Source organism: Chitinophaga sp. W3I9 (assembly GCF_050434025.1).
Taxonomy (GTDB): domain Bacteria; phylum Bacteroidota; class Bacteroidia; order Chitinophagales; family Chitinophagaceae; genus Chitinophaga.
This window is the reverse complement of record NZ_JBNPWC010000001.1, coordinates 671,971-691,265: the sequence shown is the minus strand read 5'-3', so window position 1 is coordinate 691,265 and position 19,295 is coordinate 671,971. Positions and strand designations below refer to the sequence as shown.

Annotated in this window: 13 protein-coding genes; 8 read left to right on the top strand and 5 right to left on the bottom strand. The window is 48.7% G+C overall.

The window, feature by feature from the left end; genetic code table 11:
• Window positions 1-39 precede the first annotated feature (39 nt).
• The 3 genes from QFZ51_RS03055 to QFZ51_RS03045 all read left to right on the top strand — a co-directional run bounded on the left by QFZ51_RS03055 (window position 40) and on the right by QFZ51_RS03045 (window position 3,778).
• Window positions 40-1,008: a formylglycine-generating enzyme family protein gene (locus tag QFZ51_RS03055; protein ID WP_429043021.1), complete on the top strand. Its 969-nt coding sequence runs from the start codon at window positions 40-42 to the stop codon at window positions 1,006-1,008.
• Between the two features lie 40 nt (window positions 1,009-1,048).
• Window positions 1,049-2,380, top strand: coding sequence for a Gfo/Idh/MocA family protein (locus QFZ51_RS03050; protein ID WP_429043018.1), 1,332 nt, complete (start codon window positions 1,049-1,051; stop codon window positions 2,378-2,380).
• Window positions 2,381-2,485: 105 nt separating this feature from the next.
• Window positions 2,486-3,778 (top strand): D-alanyl-D-alanine carboxypeptidase/D-alanyl-D-alanine-endopeptidase, encoded by a 1,293-nt coding sequence (locus QFZ51_RS03045; protein ID WP_429043016.1) that lies wholly within the window; start codon window positions 2,486-2,488, stop codon window positions 3,776-3,778.
• Here the strand turns inward: QFZ51_RS03045 and QFZ51_RS03040 are convergent.
• Complete coding sequence (locus QFZ51_RS03040; RefSeq protein ID WP_429043014.1) at window positions 3,775-4,431, bottom strand: hypothetical protein; 657 nt, start codon at window positions 4,429-4,431, stop codon at window positions 3,775-3,777. The genes QFZ51_RS03045 and QFZ51_RS03040 overlap by 4 nt on opposite strands.
• 333 nt (window positions 4,432-4,764) lie before the next feature.
• Between QFZ51_RS03040 and QFZ51_RS03035 the strand changes: the two genes are divergently transcribed.
• Together QFZ51_RS03035 and QFZ51_RS03030 are read left to right on the top strand one after the other, a co-directional pair.
• Entirely contained in the window at window positions 4,765-7,833 is a 3,069-nt protein-coding gene (locus QFZ51_RS03035) for a SusC/RagA family TonB-linked outer membrane protein (protein WP_429043012.1), read from the top strand.
• Window positions 7,834-7,843: 10 nt separating this feature from the next.
• Window positions 7,844-9,598 (top strand): RagB/SusD family nutrient uptake outer membrane protein, encoded by a 1,755-nt coding sequence (locus QFZ51_RS03030; RefSeq protein ID WP_429043010.1) that lies wholly within the window; start codon window positions 7,844-7,846, stop codon window positions 9,596-9,598.
• A 78-nt stretch (window positions 9,599-9,676) separates the two neighbouring features.
• On the opposite strand, the gene QFZ51_RS03025 is transcribed toward QFZ51_RS03030, so the two are convergent.
• From QFZ51_RS03025 to QFZ51_RS03015, 3 genes are read right to left on the bottom strand one after another with little or no spacing between them, the layout of a single operon-like run.
• A complete protein-coding gene (locus tag QFZ51_RS03025) occupies window positions 9,677-11,131 on the bottom strand; it encodes a Gfo/Idh/MocA family protein (protein WP_429043008.1) in 1,455 nt (484 codons plus the stop codon).
• A gap of 48 nt (window positions 11,132-11,179) precedes the next feature.
• A complete protein-coding gene (locus tag QFZ51_RS03020) occupies window positions 11,180-11,875 on the bottom strand; it encodes a gluconate 2-dehydrogenase subunit 3 family protein (protein WP_370908810.1) in 696 nt (231 codons plus the stop codon).
• Between the two features lie 17 nt (window positions 11,876-11,892).
• The gene (locus tag QFZ51_RS03015; protein WP_429043005.1) at window positions 11,893-13,632 is read right to left on the bottom strand and encodes a GMC family oxidoreductase; all 1,740 of its coding nucleotides are present in this window, start codon (window positions 13,630-13,632) and stop codon (window positions 11,893-11,895) included.
• Window positions 13,633-13,713: 81 nt separating this feature from the next.
• Here QFZ51_RS03015 and QFZ51_RS03010 point away from each other — a divergent pair, with 81 nt between their 5' ends.
• Window positions 13,714-15,180 (top strand): gluconokinase, encoded by a 1,467-nt coding sequence (locus tag QFZ51_RS03010; RefSeq protein WP_429043004.1) that lies wholly within the window; start codon window positions 13,714-13,716, stop codon window positions 15,178-15,180.
• A 247-nt stretch (window positions 15,181-15,427) separates the two neighbouring features.
• On the opposite strand, the gene mutL is transcribed toward QFZ51_RS03010, so the two are convergent.
• Window positions 15,428-17,317 carry a DNA mismatch repair endonuclease MutL gene (gene mutL, locus QFZ51_RS03005; protein WP_429043001.1) on the bottom strand — a complete coding sequence of 630 codons (1,890 nt, stop codon included), beginning with the start codon at window positions 17,315-17,317 and terminating at the stop codon, window positions 15,428-15,430.
• Between the two features lie 325 nt (window positions 17,318-17,642).
• Here mutL and msrB point away from each other — a divergent pair, with 325 nt between their 5' ends.
• On the top strand, window positions 17,643-18,137 hold the full coding sequence (gene msrB, locus QFZ51_RS03000) for a peptide-methionine (R)-S-oxide reductase MsrB (protein WP_429042999.1): 495 nt from the start codon (window positions 17,643-17,645) through the stop codon (window positions 18,135-18,137).
• A gap of 89 nt (window positions 18,138-18,226) precedes the next feature.
• Entirely contained in the window at window positions 18,227-19,243 is a 1,017-nt protein-coding gene (locus QFZ51_RS02995; protein ID WP_429042997.1) for an SRPBCC family protein, read from the top strand.
• Window positions 19,244-19,295: the final 52 nt, after the last annotated feature.

Below are 19,295 nucleotides of genomic sequence, written 5' to 3'. Positions count from 1 at the left end.
TTTTTTAGATTCACCCACTTATATTTTCAAACACGTTAGATGATTAAACCGTATGTGACCTTAATGCTGAGCGGATTGCTCAGCCAGGTTGTTGTTTTAGCACAATCAAAGCAGGCGTTCGAAGCTTATAGCCAGCAGATCCCCGGAACCGATGTTAGTTTTAAAATGGTACCTATACAAGGGGGAAGCTTTCAACTGGGAAGCCCCGACAGTGAAAAAGGAAGAAATAAAGATGAAGGTCCGGCAAAGAAGGTAAGCGTGTCTGATTTCTGGATGGGCGCCACTGAAGTTACTTTTGACGAATACGATATATATGCAGATGCGGAAAAGGATAAAACACCCACACCAGACGGGATGACCCGTCCCAGCCCGCCATATATTGATCTTACGCTGGGAATGGGTAAATCCGGTGGATTTCCCGCCAACAGCATGAGCCAATATGCGGCCCTGATGTATTGCCAGTGGTTGTATATAAAAACCGGTGTCTTTTACCGCCTGCCCACCGCGGCAGAGTGGGAATATGCCTGCAGGGCAGGTTCCACCACCGCGTATCCTTTTGGCGCCGATGCTGGTCAGCTGAAAGAGTATGCCTGGTTCCAGGGCAACAGTGATAATAAATACCATAAAGTAGGGCAGCTGAAACCCAATGCCTGGGGATTATATGATATGCTGGGCAATGTGGAAGAATGGACATTGGATCAATACGACGAAAATGGCGTAGCCAACGCGGCTGCTACTGATCCCTGGACACAGCCAACTGCTAAAACCCCGCGGCTGCTGAAAGGTGGCAGTTTCCAGGATGAAGCCCCGCTGCTCCGCAGCGCCGCCCGCCTGAAGTCGGACCCTATCTGGAACCGCCGCGACCCACAGATTCCTAAAAGCTCCTGGTGGAATGCAGACGCCCCCTTTGTTGGCTTCAGAATAGTAAGACCCGTTAAACAACCAACAGCAGCAGAAGCCACAGCATTTTTTGAAGAGATGATCGCAAAATATAAAGGTGCACGCTAGAAAGATTCAACATCCAAAAATCTAAAAATCTTATTCATTTATGGACAACGAAAAGAAATTCCACGGTGAAGGCCGCCGCGAATTCGTAAAGCAAACTACTTTGCTTGCTGGCGGTTTGCTGGCTATGCCTATTTTATCAAAAGCTAATTATTTCTCAGGATCTACCGGTGTTATCAAAATAGCCCTCATTGGCTGCGGAGGCCGTGGTACCGGCGCCGCTACACAGGCGCTCAGCACAAAAGAAAACGTGCAGTTGGTAGCGATGGCAGATGCTTTCCCCGACAGGTTGAATAACAGCTTTAATGATATTAAAGAAGCATTGGGCGACAAAGCCAGCCGGGTAAACGTTCCGGAAGGCAATAAATTTATCGGCTTCGATGCCTACAAACAAGCCATTGCGCTGGCAGATGTAGTGATCCTCGCCACCCCTCCGGGTTTCAGACCCATTCATTTTGAAGAAGCGGTTAAACAGGGGAAACACATCTTCATGGAAAAACCGGTAGCAACAGATCCCGCCGGTATTAAAAAAGTACTGGAAGCTGCTGCGGTAGCTAAAACCAAGAAACTGAACGTTGTAGTAGGTTTACAACGCCGCTACCAGAATTCTTACCGCGAATTATACAAACGCTTCCAGGACGGCATGATCGGTGATATGCTGTCGGCACAGGTGTGGTGGAACCAGGGCGCACTTTGGGTAAAACCGCGCAAACCTGAATATACTGAAATGGAATACCAGATGCGTAACTGGTATTATTTCAACTGGCTGTGCGGCGATCATATCGTAGAACAACATATCCACAATATTGACGTGGGCAACTGGTTTATGGGCGCCACTCCTGTTACCGCAGGAGGTATGGGCGGCCGTGCCGTGCGTACCGGCAAGGAGTTCGGTGAAATATTTGACCACCACTTTGTGGAGTACCGCTATGCCAACGGTGTAGTAATGAACAGTCAGTGCCGCCACTGGAAAGACGCTCCCAGCAAAGTAGACGAAGAAATTGTTGGAACAAAGGGCCGTATCTTCTGTGATAAAGCCCAGATAGTAGACCATAAAGGCAAAGTGTTGTACCAGTTTGATAAGAAGAAGGAAAACAATCCTTACCAAACGGAACATGACGAGCTGTTTGCCGCCATTGCCAAAGGCGAATACAAATTTGCAGATGCGGAAAGAGGCGCACAAGCCACCCTTTCTGCTATTATAGGCCGTTTGGCAACCTATTCCGGTCAGGTGATCGACTGGAATGTAGCGCTGAACTCAGGTCTGGACCTGCATCCTAAATCATACTCATTTGATGCGCAGCCACCGGTTATGCCGGATGCATCTGGTAATTATGCTTACGCAAAACCAGGGATTACCAAATATTTTACCTGATAAACATTACCAGGCAAAGAACGGATCAGGGATTTGGGGGAAGATCAATAAAATGGTCTTCTCACAAATCCCTGTTTCGTAATGCACAATTCGTAATTTCCATCTATGAAAAAATTACTGGTAGTAATTATATCCATCATAACCGGGGGAAGTGTAACCGCCCAGGTGGCAGCGATAAAGAAATGGGCGGAAGCAGAATTGCTTCATAAAATACCAATGGAGCAGGCACATGTGGGCATCTGTATTTATGAACCGGCTACCGGGAAATACTGGTATCAATACCAGGACAATAAGTTTTTCACCCCCGCGTCCAACACCAAGATCTTCTCGTTGTATGCAGGATTAAAGCTGCTGGGAGATTCCCTTCCCGCGGCGCGGTATTATGAAAATGATACGGCCCTTTTTGTAAAGGGAACGGGAGATCCGTCTTTTCTGCACCCGGACTATCACTATCAACCCCTGCTGCAGTTGTTGCAGCAAACCACTAAAAAGATTTACCTGGTACCCGGTGTGAATACCAACCAACGTTTTGGCCCGGGCTGGGGCTGGGGTGATTATGCCGACGACTATCAGCCGGAGCTGAATGAATGGCCCATGTACGGTAATGTGGTACGTATCCGTCACCAGGGGAATAGCAACAGTATTGTGCCTGCTTTCTATGATCTGGATATTGCAGAAGATGATACCCTGAGCGAAACGATCACATCGAGAGACGAACGCAATAATTTATTCTACCTGAAATACAACCCGAAGGATAAGGCATTGGAAAATGCGGAAGTTCCTTTTATTACCGGGTCTGTACAGGAGCTGCGGCAGCGGCTGGAAGACACGCTGCATAAACGTATAGGGCTGGCCGTTATACCACCGGCCGGCAACTTCAAAATACTGAATAGTATCCCGGCAGATTCGTTGTTTATACCGATGATGGAGCGCAGTGATAACTTTTTTGCAGAGCAAACGCTGATGATGGCTGCTTCCGCTTTGTGGGACACTATCAGCAGCGCCCGCACAATTAAGTACCTGCTTACCGGCAACCTCAAAAGCCTGCCGCATCCGCCGCAGTGGGAGGATGGCTCCGGGCTTTCCCGGTATAACCTGTTTACGCCCCGCGACTTTGTAACCCTGCTCACCCTGATGCGCGAACAGTTCCCGCAGGAACGCCTCTGGCAGATTTTCCCCACCGGCGGGAGGGGAACATTAAAGAACTACTACCAGCAACAGAAAGTACATGCCAAAACGGGTACGCTGAATGGCGTGGTAGCCTTGAGCGGTTACCTGGAAACTAAGAAAAAGAGAACGCTGGTATTCAGTGTATTGGTGAATAATCATCATGAATCCGCTACCAGTGTGAGAAGGGCGGTAGAACGGTTGCTCACGATGGTGAGCACAGCCTATTAGGGCTTTATGGTATAGGAAACGATGGTGGTGGTGTCGTGCAGCTGATCAGCTTCTATCAGTCCCACCCCTTTGCCGTAATAGCTGGTGGAGATGGTGCCCACAGAAACCGGGTTGCCAAAAACAATGGCATAGGCATCCATTTTTACAGCGATCACGGAGGCGTAGTTTTTGCCACCCACCGTTTTGGTGATATCCTTTTCTGAAATCGTAAATTCCAGGATGCCGGATGTGGTCACTCCGCCGTTGTTCACGGTGATGGTATCTTTCCAGCTGGTGCCCACGGGGACATTGTCTTTCAGATAAGTAAGCTCGAGGCTGTCGGCGCTGTAACCCTGGAAAGTAAGGATGCTGGCCACCTGCGTATAGATGCCATCTTTACAGTTGGAGCAGGTAAATACACTGTCGTTACCCACTTTTTTATACACTACACCGTTGATGGTAGTATCTTCTGAAACCGTGAGGGTGTAGCTGGTTGTGTCTTCGGAGCTATTTACGTTTATATAGGAAAAGGAGGAGCCGTTCGTATAGGGGGCATATTCGCAATTGCTGTTGGAAGGTAATGTACCTTCTCCTTCATCGCTCATTTCCTTACTGCAGGAGAACAATAAGGTAACCATTGAAAGGATAGCTATGAGAAAGTAACGTTTTTTCATAAAACCATATGGTTGATGTTACTATAACGTTTAAATAACGCTTCAGGGTATAAAATTATGCAAAAAAAACCGCCGGGCTGTTTGCTAGTGGTTTTTTTAATAATATAATAACCAGCTGCTCCGGTTAGCCGCTCAAATACTCATACGAGTAGAAATTACATTTATTCGTTTTTTTAAGGAAGAAATTTTAAAATAATTGTATTTGAGACATTTATTTTTAGAAAATAATTAAACTTTTCATGTTTATCTTACATAGACATGAATACCCGTTTCGTCGTTATGAAAAGCTAGTTAACAGACAAATTTTCATCATCTTCCAAAATCACTTGTAGCATGAACCCACGTTATGCAAAGGCTATGCTATTGCTATGCCTGTTTGCGACCACCAGCAGCGCCATCACTGCGCGCGCGCCATTACCCAGTGTATGGCAACAAGGAAATCTAACAGTTAAGGGAAAGGTTAAAGACATCAACGGTAACCCGCTGCCCGGGGTTACGGTGTTGGTGAAAGACACCAAGAAAGGCGCCACCTCCGATGAAAAAGGCAACTATGTATTAACCGATGTTAAAAAAGATGCGGTACTCGTATTCCAGTACATTGGCTTTGATGCACAGGAGCTGAAAGTAGACGGAAAGACAACCCAGAATGTTGTATTGAAAGAGAACCAGAAAACCCTGGACGAGTACGTAGTAGTAGGTTATGGTACACAGAAAAAAGTTACAAAAACCGGCGCAGTATCCTCTGTAAAAGGCGCCGAGTTACAGCAGTCACCTAACGTTAATATCTCTAACTCGCTTGTTGGCCGTATTCCCGGCATTATTGCCGTTAACAACAGTGGAGAGCCCGGTTACGACGGCTCCCGTATTTTTATCCGTGGCCGCAGTACTTTAGGTAACAGTAATCCGCTCGTTGTAATTGATGGTTTCCCGCGCGATGGTTTTGAGCGCATGAACCCCAACGACATCGAAAGTGTGTCCATTCTGAAAGATGCTGCCGCGGCCATTTATGGTTCCCGCGCGGCCAATGGCGTTATCCTCGTTACCACCAAACGCGGTAAAGGAGGTAAACCGACCCTGAGCTACGGCTTCAACCAGTCGTTTGTAACGCCTACCAGGCTGCCGGAAATGGCGGATGCGCCTACGTACGCCAAAGTAGTGAACGAAATTTTAAAGTATGGAGGAGACGCTCCTAAGTATACAGATGAACAGATCAAGAAATTTGGAGACGGCTCCGACCCGTGGCTCTATCCCAATACCAACTGGTACGATGCAGCGATTAAAAAATACTCTTTGCAAAACAGGCATGATCTGTCGCTCAGCGGCGGTACAGAAAAAATGTCTTACTACGTTTCCCTCGGATCCTTATTTCAGGACGGTATTTATAAAAGCAGTGCCACCAATTACAAACAACAGAACGTAAGGGCTAACCTCGATGCAGTAGTGAGTGATTACATCCGCCTGCGTTTCGACCTGGCAGGACGCCTGGAAAACAGGAACTTTCCTCCACGCAGCGCCGGTTCTATTTTCAGATCCCTGATGCGCGGCCGTCCAACAGAAAACGCTATCTGGCCCAACGGACTGCCCGGACCTGATATTGAATACGGAGATAACCCCGTTGTTACAGGAACAAATGCAATCGGTTACACCAACGATAAGAACTATGTGATCAATACCAACATGTCGGCCGTTGTAAATATTCCGGGAGTAGAAGGATTGTTTGTAGATGGTAGCTTTGCCTACGATCAGAACTTCGACTTCTACAAATCGTACATTAAACCCTGGACATTATACACGCTGGCAGATGCCAATGATCCTACGCATAAGCTAAATGCGGGTTCCAGGGGTGTAAGCGCGCCTGAACTAACGGAACAGTTTAGTACGCTGCGCCAAACCACTGTCAACTTCAAAGTGAATTATGTACGTTCTTTCGGGAAGCATAATCTCAGCAGCTTCATCGCCTTTGAACAGGCCACACTGAAAAATGATGGCTTCTCTGCAAACCGCAGGTACTTTATCAGTGATAAGCTGGACCAGTTGAATTTGGGTGGCGACAAAGAAAAGAATAATGCCGGCAGCGGCTTTGAATATGCTCGCCGCAATTACTTCGGGCGTATATCCTATAACTACAAGGAAACCTACCTGTTTGATTACAACATGCGTTACGATGGCTCCCAGAATTTCCCGGAAGGCCGCCGTATGGGGCTGTTCCCCGGCGCTTCAGCAGGTTGGGTATTGTCTAATGAAGCCTTCTGGAAAAAAAGCATCCGCACACTGGACTACTTTAAAGTGCGCGCGTCCTGGGGACAAATGGGTAATGACCAGATCGATCCGTTCCAGTACCTGAGTACCTATGGATTCAGTGCCGGTGGTGTAATGCTGGGCGGAGACCTGAATAAAGGCCTTTACCAGCTGCGGTCGCCCAACGAGTCTATTACCTGGGAAGTAGCCAACAACTATGATTTCGGTATCGAAGCAAAAATACTGGGAGATAAACTGGCCTTTGAAGGAGATTACTTCCTGACTAAAAGATCCAATATCCTCGCCAGCCGCAGCCAGTCGATGCCCGGCTATACCGGTATGACCCTGCCGCAGGAAAATATTGCCAAGGTGGAAAACAAAGGGTTTGAACTGGTGCTGAGCCACAAGAACGACATCAAAAAATTCCATTATGAAATTATAGGAACCGTTACCCACGCAGAAAATAAAGTACTGTTCTTCGACGAAACGCCGAACCTGCCCGCATATCAGCAGGCTACCGGCAAACAGATAGGCGCACCACTGTATTACCAGGCCATTGGTATTTATAAAACACAGGATGAAGTGGATAAAAGCCCGCACGTTGGCGGCGCAAGAGCCGGCGACGTTATCTTCCTGGACAAAAACGGCGATGGCGCCATTGATGACCTGGACCGTATTCGCATGGACCGTACAGAAAATCCTACGTGGATCTTCGGGTTGACCATGACCGCCAAGTTCAAAAACTTCGACTTCACCATGCTGTGGCAGGGCGCTACCGGCGCAAGCCAGTACCTGCGTACAGAATCCGGTTTGATTGGGAACTTCCCGATGGCATATGTAAAAGACCGCTGGACAGAAGACAATATCAACGGATCATGGCCAAGAGCGTACGACCGTGACCGTGAGTACTGGGTAAACCGTCAGAATACTTTCTGGTATTGGAATACCAACTATGTCCGTTTAAAAACCCTGGATCTTGGTTACAACATACCTACCACCCTTTGCAAACGGATTGGACTGCAAAACCTCCGGGTATATGTAAGTGGCCAGAACCTGGTTACCATCGACAAAGTGAAGATTTTTGACCCCGAAGCGCCAAGTGGAAGCGGACAGTTCTATCCACAAACCAAGATTTATAATGTGGGATTAAACGTAACCTTTTAATTAATGTGCCATGAAGAAAACAACAATTATCAGATATATAGCGGGAGCGTTTCTACTATGTGCGGTTTCCGCCGGTTGCAATAAAGACTTCCTCGAAAAGAAGCCTTTAACCGAGTATGAAGAAAATGACGTGTGGAAAGATGTGGGCCTGGTACAGGCATTTGTAAACGACCTGTATGTACAGATGCGTCCCGGTTTCCTTGAAGTAATGCTTTCCTCCATGACAGACGAAAGCCGGTTTATCCACGACTACAATACCTCCAGGGTGGTGCAGGGTAACGCCTCCGCCGATGATGTGGGCGCCATCAACGATTTTGCCAGATGGGATTTGCACTACAAGGCTATCCGTAACTGTAATATGTTCCTGGAGAAAATTGCAGACGTGCCTTTGACCGATGAAGCCGTGCGGACACGCATGACAGGCGAAGTGCATTTTATGCGGGCCTGGTATTATCACATGCTGGTGAGATACTATGGCGGTGTTCCGTTGATCACCAAAACTTTTAATATTAAGGGAGATGAACAGGAGATCCTGAGTGTGAAGCGAGCCACTTTCGACGAATGTATTAAGTTCATTGCAGCGGAATGTGACCTGGCTACACAACAACTACCGGCCACCTATGATGCCGTGGCAAGCAAAGGAAGAGTGACGAGGGGCGCTGCTATGGCCCTGAAATCCAGGATACTGCTTTACGCCGCCAGCAACCTGTTCAATGATGCGAAAGTGCCCAATGACTTAATGGGGTATAAATCCGGCTTACAAAAAGACCGCTACAAACTGGCGATGGATGCAGCAAAAGCGGTAATGGACCTTAACACTTACAGCCTTTACCAGCCTACCGCAAACCCGGTAGAGAACTATACCCGGGTGTTCCTCGATAAAGATAACCCGGAGATGATCTTTGTTAAGCAATATGATAAAGCATTACTGGGTACTTCTCACGACCTGTACAATGGTCCTAACGGGTATCACAACTGGGGCGGAAATGTGCCTATTGAGAATTTTGTGACCGGCTACCAGATGAAAGATGGTACTGCTTTTTCATGGAGCAATGCTGCCCAGGCAAAGGCGCCGTATGAAAACCGGGATCCCCGCTTTTACGCCACCATTTTATACGATGGGGCTAAGTGGAAACCACGTCCTTCCGATGCCGCCAAAACGGACCCGGTAGGAGTGATACAAACCGGGAAATATGAAGCCGCCAATGGAAGGGACAGTGTGTGGGGACTTGATACCCGCAACAGTACCATCGAAAACTGGAATGGTACTTACTCCGGTTATTACCTGCGTAAGTTTATGGACAAAAACCTGGATGCCCAGTTCTTCCGAGGCGACCAGTCCTGGATCTTCTTCCGGTATGCAGAAATTCTGCTGAACTATGCAGAAGCAGCTATTGGATATGGCGATGAGGCGAACGGCCGTATTGTATTGAATAAGGTACGCGAACGTGCCGGGATGCCTGCTACTACTGCATCCGGAGCCGCTTTATTGGCCGTGTTGAAATATGAAAGACGGTATGAACTGGCTTATGAAGAACACCGTTTCTTTGATGCCCGCAGGTGGAGGGATGCCGAAACGGCTTTTAATGAAAATGCTTTTGGCATTGAGGTGTTGGGGTCAATGATTGCCGGACATCCTTTTGTATACCATGTATACAGTATCCAGTCCCGTAAATTTAATAAGGCGAAGAATTACTTACTGCCTATTCCTGCCAATGAAATCAGGAAGAACAGTAACCTGAAACAACAAGACGATTATCAATAGCGGGATTCATGTACCAGCTTTTCATAAAAGAAAAATGCCGCGGATTATCGCGGCATTTTCTTTTTATATGGATATCATTTATACGCCCAGTGACCAGCCATCGCGGTAAGTGCGTTTTACAAACTGGTTGGCTTCGTCGAAGTTGGTAATCTTCATATTGTTACCATCCCAGAGCAGTTTGATATAACGGCCCGGATAATCAAAGCCTTTACCATTTGCTTTTGCCTTACGGATATCGAAGCTACGGATAGCCAGGTTAGCCATCAGGATCGTTTCTGTAAGCGGACCGGCAATATCGAACGGAGAGCTCAGCGCTTTCTGTTGTTTGCTACCGTAACCGGCAATAGCAGCGTTTACCCATTGTACGTAGTGGCCTTCCGGTACGCGTGCAATAGTTTGCGGCACATTTGCTTCTGTAGTGCGGGAAGTGGGCAGCAACTTAGGATACATACCGTAGGTACCGCACATCATTTTGCCTTTATCACCGATAAACAAGGCGCCGTTACCACCGTCGCCCATTGTTTCGTTGGGTCCCAGTTCTTCCGGACGCTCTGGTTGAATACCACCGTCCATCCAGTGAAGGGTTACTTCCTTGCCATTCTTTCCAGGGAATTTCATAATTACATGGGAAGAAGGAGGGCAGCTTTCAGGGAAATATCCGCGGGTGAATTCTCCCACGTATACGCTACCAACGCTGCACTCAACAGAAGTGGGATAGCCCAGGCCCAATACACGGAAAGGAGGTTCAATGATATGACAGCCCATGTCGCCGATAGCGCCGGTACCGTAATCCCACCAGCCGCGCCAGTTGAAAGGCACGAGGTTACCCACGTAATCTTTTTTGGGCGCGGTACCTAACCACAGGTCCCAGTTCAGTTCTGCAGGAACTTCCTCGCGGGTGGTTGGCCAGGGAACGCCCTGTGGCCATACCGGACGGTCGGTCCAGCAGTAGATGGTGTGTACATCACCAACAAGTCCGGCATTGTACCATTCCATCAGTTGACGAACGCCATCGCCGGAAGAGCCCTGGTTACCCATCTGGCTTACTACCTTGTATTTGTTGGCGCCCTGCGTAAGCATACGTGCTTCGTAGATGTCGTGGGTTAATGGTTTCTGCACATATACATCCTTCTTCAGCTGCATAGCGGCCATTGTTGCTACGGCGTGTGTATGATCCGGTGTGGACACAGACACAGCATCGAAGTTTTTGTGTTCCTTGTCAAACATTTCCCGGAAGTCGGTATAGAACTTTGCCTTAGGGAATTTCTTCACGGCTTCGGCTGCGCGACGTTTATCTACATCACACAGGAAAGTAATATCAGCCGGACCTTTAGCAAATTCAGATATATCGCTGAAGCCTTTACCGCCTACGCCGATACCTGCTACCCGCAGGCGATCGCTTGGCGCTACAAAGCCACGGCCTAATACATGACGTGGAACTATCATGAAACCGGCGGCGGCGAGCGCACCGTTTCTCAGGAATGATCTGCGGGAAACACCGTTTTCTCCCTCATTCTTTTTTTCTGGAATCATTGATGTGAAGTTTTCTGGATTTAAATTATGAAATAGCAAGTTTGATCGTTATTCCCAGGTCATCAGCTTGCCCCTGTCTTCGATTTTCAGACAGGTAGCCAGTGTTTTTTCATCATAGGCATAACCGTACTGCTTTAATACATCGTCAGGTACGCCATCCCATTCGTTGGGTGTATTACCGATGTAGTTCAGATCCTTGATGCCCATTTTACTGGTGAAAAAGCCTGTGGCAGTGAGATTACGCATGCGGTTGAAAAAGGCGACGCCCTGGCTGTTTTCCGGGGACGCTTTCCCCGGCCAGGCAATCAGGTCCACTACGGCGATACGTTGTTCTGCACTGCTTTCTGCAAATGACTTATTATACCGTTTGGCACATTGCATATCCAGCCAGCGTAGTCCGCCGCGCATAGGCAATTGATGCTCCGGTATATCTTTTACAATGAACTCTATAAACTCCGGCACTTTTGCATCGGAGGCGCTGCCGGAATGTTCATCTGCCGGGATAATGATATCCGCCAGGATGGTGATGGTTTTCATTTCGGCGTCGGTAAAGAACTTTTGTTCTGTTAACGATTTATCCCGCAGTACTTCTTCCGGAGTACGGCCATAGCCGGCGGTTTTCACATTGGGATGATCATTTTTATCAGCCGTTGTTTTTTTATCTTCACAACTGGTGGCAGATAAAATGGTACCAACTGATAACGTTCCCAGTGCAAGCGCTTTGAGTGATTCTCTTCTATCCATGAAAAAAACTTAAAAGATTAGAGATTCTGTTTTTTCAATTGATCCACGATATATTCAGATGCCCGCATAGATAGCGCGAGTATGGTCCAGGTAGGGTTTTTATCTGCCTGTGACACAAACGCGCCACCATCTACAACGAAGAGATTCTTTACTTCGTGTGCCTGGTTAAATTTATTCAGCACGGATTTGTTTGGGTCGTCACCCATGCGGGTGGTGCCTACTTCATGAATAATGCGGCCCGGATTTTCCAGTCCGTATTTGGTTTCGGGTCCGGGCTTGGTGCCAAAGGCGATGCCGCCCATTTCATGAATGATTTGTTCAAACGTATCCTGCATGTGTTTGGCCTGTTTGATTTCATGATCGCTCCAGGTGTAGTTGAAACGCAGTACAGGAATCCCGAATTTATCCACCACGTTCGGATCTATTTCGCAATAGTTATCTTCCCGCGCAATACATTCGCCCCTGCCGGCAAAGCCGATCTGGGAGCCATAAAAGCGGCGGTAATCATCTTTCAGTGAAGCGCCGTAGCCACCGGCTGCTTTGGTTTGGCCATCACGACCGGGCGCCCGGCCGTTCATATTTTCCATGCCGAAGCCGAAGCCATATCCCGGCATGTGCATGCCGCCACCAAATTCGATGTGATAGCCGCGGGCGAAGTCCAGTTTCTTGTTATCGCCCCACCAGGGAACATACATATGCATGCCGCCTACGCCGTCTTCATTATATCGTTTGCGGTCCATCAGCTGGGGCAGGAAGCCTCCGCGTGAAGAACCGGTTGAGTCGTGGAGGTATTTACCTACTACACCGCTGGAGTTGGCCAGTCCGTTAGGATGTTTGGCTGATTTTGAGTTCAGCAGCAAGCGGGCCGATTCGCAGGCGCTGGCGGCCAGTACAACTACCCGTGCGTTTACGGAATATTCCTGCAGGTCTGTTTTATCTACGTAGGCTACGCCGGTGGCTTTGCCATTGCCGTCTGTTAATACTTCCCGCACCATTGCGTTGGTATACAGGTCCACATGTCCGCTTTTCATGGCTGGCTTTACCAGCACTGAAGAGGCAGAGAAGTCGCCATACACGGTACAGCCGCGGTTACACTGGCTGCAAAAGAAGCACGGGCTGCGGTCTTTATTTACGGAGCGGGTTAATATCGATAAGCGCGCCGGAATAACGGGGATGCCTAAACGATCGCCTGCTTTTTTCACCATCAGCTCATGGAGCCGGGGTTTAGGTGGAGGCAGAAAGAAGCCATCCGGTTCGTTGGGCAGGTTTTCTTTGCTGCCAAACACGCCGATCATCTTATCTACCCGGTCGTAAAAGGGCGCCACCTCATCGTAGGTAATGGGCCAGTCGTCGCCGAGGCCATCATAACTTTTGTGTTTGAAGTCGCGGGGCCCAAACCGCAGTGAGATGCGGCCCCAGTGATTGGTTCTGCCTCCCAGCATGCGGGAGCGGAACCAGTCGAATTCAGTTCCGTTTTTTTTCGTGTAAGGTTCACCGTTGAGTTCCCATCCGCCATAGGATGCGTCGAAGTCGCCGAAAGGACGGGTGGTACTGGCTCCTCTTCTGGGCGATTCATATGACCATTTCAGCTGTGTTGCCTGCTCCGGGTCGGCCGGATCGTATTTAGGGCCCGCTTCCAGAAGGGCTACTTTCAGGCCGGCATCCGACAGGATTTTTGCGGCCATGCCTCCTCCGGCGCCGGAACCAACAATACAAACGTCATAAACCTTCCCCTGTTTTTTGATTTCGAAAGCCATTTGCGTGGATATTTTAGACTTTTTAGAAGAACACCGGTTTTAAATCTATAAATTAAATGCGGAAAAAGAACGGTTTTTTTTATGAGTGATCATACAGCATATATTATTGGTGTAGATATAGGCACCAGCAGTACAAAATCGATTGTGCAAGGAATGGATGGAAAAATTCTGGCGGTGTTTCAGCAGGCATATGGTACCAGTCACCCGCAGCCGGGATACAGCGAGCAAAAACCTGGGGTGATCCTGGAAGCGGTAATAGCCGGCATCCGGGAAGCAGTAGCCCAGGTAGGAGGCGCGCCGGCGGCCATTTCCTTCAGCAGCGCCATGCACAGCATAATGGCGGTGAGCCGGGAGGGGGTGGCGCTCACGCCATTGATCATCTGGGCCGATAACCGGAGTGAGCCTAACGCATTGGCATTACGCGATACGCCGGAAGGGAGGCTGATTTACCGGCAAACCGGCACGCCGGTACACGCCATGTCGCCCCTGTGCAAAATCATGTGGCTGCGGGAGCAGCAGCCTGCCTTATTTGCCGCTACGGCTATGTTCCCGGGTATTAAGGAATACATCTTTCATCATTTTTTTGGACGCTGGTTAACGGATCACTCCATTGCGTCGGCGACGGGCCTGTTTGATATTCACACACTTCAATGGAACGAAACGGCTTTGGGCGTCGCGGGTATTAGAGCTGCGCAGCTGCCACAGCCGGTACCGGCTAATCATGTGGTGAGCGGGCTGTTGCCGGATATGGCAGCCATGCTGGATATCCCGGCCAGTACGCCTTTTGTGATTGGTGGCAGCGATGGCTGCCTGGCCCAACTGGGCAGCGGTGCGCTGGATGCAGGACATGCCACGCTTACCATTGGCACCAGCGGAGCGGTGAGGATGGCAGGCGCCCAACCACTCACTGATGCCCGTGGCCGGCTATTCACCTATCTCCTGACAGATGATATTTATATTACCGGTGGCGCCTCCAATAATGGGGGTGTGGTGCTGCAATGGCTGGTGAAGGATTTCCTGCGGCAGCCACTGGATGCGCTGAACGACCTGGTGGCAGAGGCATTGGTAACTGACCCCGGGAAACTCCTTTGTTTACCTTACCTGCTGGGGGAAAGGGCGCCGGTGTGGAACAGTCATGCTACCGCGGCCTTCATCGGTATTCAGCCCCAGCATACGCCGGCGCACTTCACCCGCGCCGTGTTGGAAGGGATTTGTTTTGCGTTGCTGAGCATTAAAGAAGCCCTGGAGGAAACTGCCGGGCCGGTGAAAAGGATCTCTGTGAGTGGTGGTTTTACCAATGCGCCGGGGTGGATACAGCTGCTGGCGGATATCTTTGGCCAGGAAATGCACCTGCAGCAGGGAAGCGACGCCTCTGCGCTTGGTGCTATCCTGTTGGCTGCTAACGTGCTGGGATGGCCGGAGCGGCCCTCAGAACAGGCGCAAACGGTATTTATGCCGGATGCCACCCGGTTTGAAGCTTATCGTAAAAAGTATAAGATGTTCCTGAAGTTATACGGGCAGATAGAAGAATGCCTTACGGCAGAATGATGGTATAGCACTAACCTTGCGGTAGGCGCAAACCTACGTTGCACATGGATAGGAGCTGCATTAAACATGGACTAAACACGGAGAAATGCTGGAGGTGAGGTGGACTTGATCTGGAGATCGTCTGCTGTAAAGGGTTTGGGAGCTATCAGGAGAGCGGGTTTATGCGGGCAGAGCCGTTGTTTAAAGACCCGGGGAGTAAAGATAGGCAATGCCTGCTCTGTCTCCCCGGATTTTTAGTATCCTGACATCAGTTCCCGCGTTCAAACATACGCGCGAGGTCTGTGAGTTTAAATGATATAAACGTGAACTTGCCGCCGGGAGCAACATTGGGCATGCTGCAGGCGAAGAGTTCATCGATGATATTCTGCATTTCGCGGGCAGCCAGTATTTTGCCGGCTGGTATGGCGTTATTACGTGCCATTGAGCGGATCAGTTGCTCGCGGTTATTTACTTTCAGTTCGTGGCTGAAGTTTTTGAATTGTTCCAGCAGGCTCTGGATGGTGGCGTGATCGTTACCATTCTGGATATCGGCGGGGGTACCGCGAACGATAAAGGTATTGTTGCCAAATGGTTCCAGGTCGTAGCCCAGTGTTTGGAGGTCGCCCAGCATTTCGCTGACCAGGGCCGCATCTGCCGGGGGCAGTTGCAGGGTTTGTGGGAAAAGGCTTTGCTGGGTGGCCATGGGAGCTTCCTGTAAGGCACGCTGGTAGCGTTCATAGAGGATTCTTTCATGGGCGGCCTGCTGGTCTATTAATATAAAGCCTGACTTTATCTGCGACAGGATATATTGCTGGTGCACCTGTACCGGTACTTTTTGATCGGTGGCGGTATCCTGCCAGCGTTCATCGATCACGGAGGCGGTGGCATGCGGCTGACTTTCGTAGGTTACAGCCGGCCGTGTTTCCGGTTCCGGGGCGATGGTATAAGTAGTTTCGTTATTACTGTTTGTTTCGTACAGATCTTTCCAGTGCTTCAGGTTGCTGCTGTTGCTGCTTTTATCGATCATGTGCGCCTGGTTGGCCTGTGTAAATGATTTATACAGGGGGCTCTGAATGGATTCATTCTGCTGCTGGGCGGTGAAGGGTTTACTTACCGCGTCCAGGGCCTGAATGCTCGGGTCCAGGTCGAAATCCAGTGTGGCAGTGATGCTGAACTGGGCCAGGGAGTGTTTTACCGCCGATTGCACGAAGGCATACATCAGTTTTTCATCATCGAACTTGATCTCCTGTTTGGTAGGATGTACGTTGATGTCGACATGTTCGGGGTTTACGTCAATAAACAATACATAGAGCGGGAAGCTGTCGGCCGGGATGATGTCTGCAAATGCGTTCATCACGGCGTGGTTCAGGTAGGAGCTCTTGATAAAGCGGTTATTGACAAAAAAGAACTGGTCGCCCCTGGTTTTTTTAGCGGTTTCAGGTTTTCCTACAAATCCGTACACATTCATGTAGTCGGTAGTTTCCTTAACGCTTACGAGGCGTGCATTATAATGTTGTCCCAGGATGGCCACGATGCGCTGTTTGAGCGATCCTTTGTCCAGGTGGAACAGCTGTTGGTTATTGCTTGTCAGGGAGAACTGCAGTTGCGGGAACGACATGGCCACACGGATGAACTCGTCTACGATGTGTCTCATTTCCGCGGCATTACTTTTCAGGAAGTTTCTGCGTGCGGGCACATTGAAGAACAGGTTTTTCATGGCAATGCTGGTACCTTCAGCGGTTTGACAGGGTTCCTGTTTATTAACAAAGCTGTTGTCAATTTCCACGTAGGTGCCTACTTCTGCGCCTCTTTTGCGGGTTTTAAGTTCTACCTGGGAAACTGCGGCAATGGAGGCCAGCGCTTCTCCTCTGAATCCCATGGTGGTGATCTGGAAGAGATCTTCTATGGATTGTATTTTAGAGGTGGCATGTCGTTCAAAGCACATCCGGGCATCTGTTTCGCTCATACCGCCGCCGTTATCAATTACCTGCACTAACTCCTTGCCTGCATCTTTAATGATCAGTTGAATATCGGTAGCACCTGCATCCACTGCATTTTCCAGTAATTCTTTTACCGCTGATGCTGGTCTTTGTATCACTTCCCCTGCAGCTATCTGGTTCGCTATATTGTCTGGTAATAAATTGATGATATCCGCCACTTACTAGCCTTTTGCTGTAAAGTTAACAATTTATATGCAGTTGCTCATCGGTGATTATCAGACAGTTTTAAACAAAAAATTAACTGTTTTGTTAAATAGCCCCTTGATTTGCAGGAAATAACAATCCATTATGCTTGTTCATACGTAATTTATGTAGAGATAAAAAAGGAACCGGCCAACGACCCAGTAATCACAATGATAGTGTTAATGAGAAGTTAACGAATCAAAACTTTACATATGTACCTATGGAAACTGATATTTTTGACTATCTCTATCAGGGTATACCAACTATACTTACCCCAAAAATGGGGAAAAAAAGAAATCAATGGAAGATGGAAAAAAGAAGGGAGAGATTTACTCCCATACGGATGCCACTAAAGTAAATCTGACAGACGAAGAATGGAAAAAAGTACTGCCAACAGACGTGTATCATATTGCCAGGGAGAAAGGAACAGAGTGGGCCTTTACAGGAAAATACTGGAATAGCAGGGAGAACGGAACCTATTACTGTGCTGCTTGTGGTAACCCTTTATTTGTTTCAGATACCAAGTTTGACAGCAGCTGTGGCTGGCCAAGTTTTTTTCAGCCACTTACCAAAACCAGTGTTATTTATTCTCCGGACAACAGTCATGGGATGCATAGGACGGAGGTATTATGTGGCCGCTGTAAATCCCACCTGGGGCATGTATTCGACGACGGACCACCGCCAACCGGGCTCCGTTACTGTATTAATTCCGTGATCCTGGACTTTGAAAAAGCGCAGGAAGCGGATGAACAGTACCAGCAAGATAAAAAAAACGGTGACAAAGAACTGGAGTAGTCAAACATTCTTCTGCCCTGATTGTCAGTATCATCTGTCGGTTGAACAATAAAAAGATGTATTTTTATTATCATCAACCCCCGACAGACATGAAAGTACTTAAAACGCTCGCCTGGATCATAGGAATCATCCTGTTCATTGCAATTGCGCTGATCTTTTTTGCGCCCACTACCATGCATGTGGAGCGTTCAGTGGAAATCAATGCTCCCGCGACAATTGTATGGAATGATATTGTGAAATTCGAGAAGTTTAATGAGTGGAGCACCTGGAAACAGATGGACCCCGACGCCAGGTATACTATCACTGGTGAAGATGGCTCCATTGGCACTGTAGACTCGTGGAAAGGCAGCAAGATCGGGGAGGGAAAGCTGCAACACCTGTCCATGGACCCTTATAAGTCGGTTACCCAGAAGCTTACCTTTATCACGCCGTTTGCATCTGAGTCAGATGTGTTTTTCCGGTTATCGGAAGCGGCAGGGAAAACAAAGGTTGTGTGGGGATTTGATACCCATTACGACCGGCCTCAGAATGTAATGACCCTTTTTATGAAAGGCGCGCTGGAAAAGGACTTTGAGCAGGGGCTCAATAACCTGAAGAGTATGGCGGAAGCAGAGGTAAAAGGCCCAAATGCACCCAATGGCATTGATGTGACGGTAAGAGAGATGAATTTCCCGGCAACAACGTATGCGGCTGTACGAAAAACCATCCCTATCAGCAAAATCAGCGACTATTACCATTCCAACCTCCGGACCATTTTTAATGCAGCTTCCGCTGCCCGGTTGCAGCCAGGCGTGCCCTGCGGCATTTTTTTCAGCTGGGACCGGAAGCAGGGGCAAACTGATATGGCCGCTGCGATCCCCGTACCGGAAGGAAGTAAACCGGCTCCGGGCTATGAAATTATTACCCTGCCGGCAGCACAGGCCGCGTATGCCGATTACGTGGGACCTCACGGCAAGGTAGCCAATGCGCATGTGGCGATCAGAAACTTTATTACCGATAAAGGGAAGACCATTGTACCACCCACTATAGAGATGTATGTGATTGGTCCGGGCAAAGAAAAGGACAGTAGCAAATGGCTCACGAAGGTCATCTACTTTATGAAGTAATTATCCCGGAAGTAAAGAAGCAAAAACGATTGGCACAGCATTACAGGGGGAA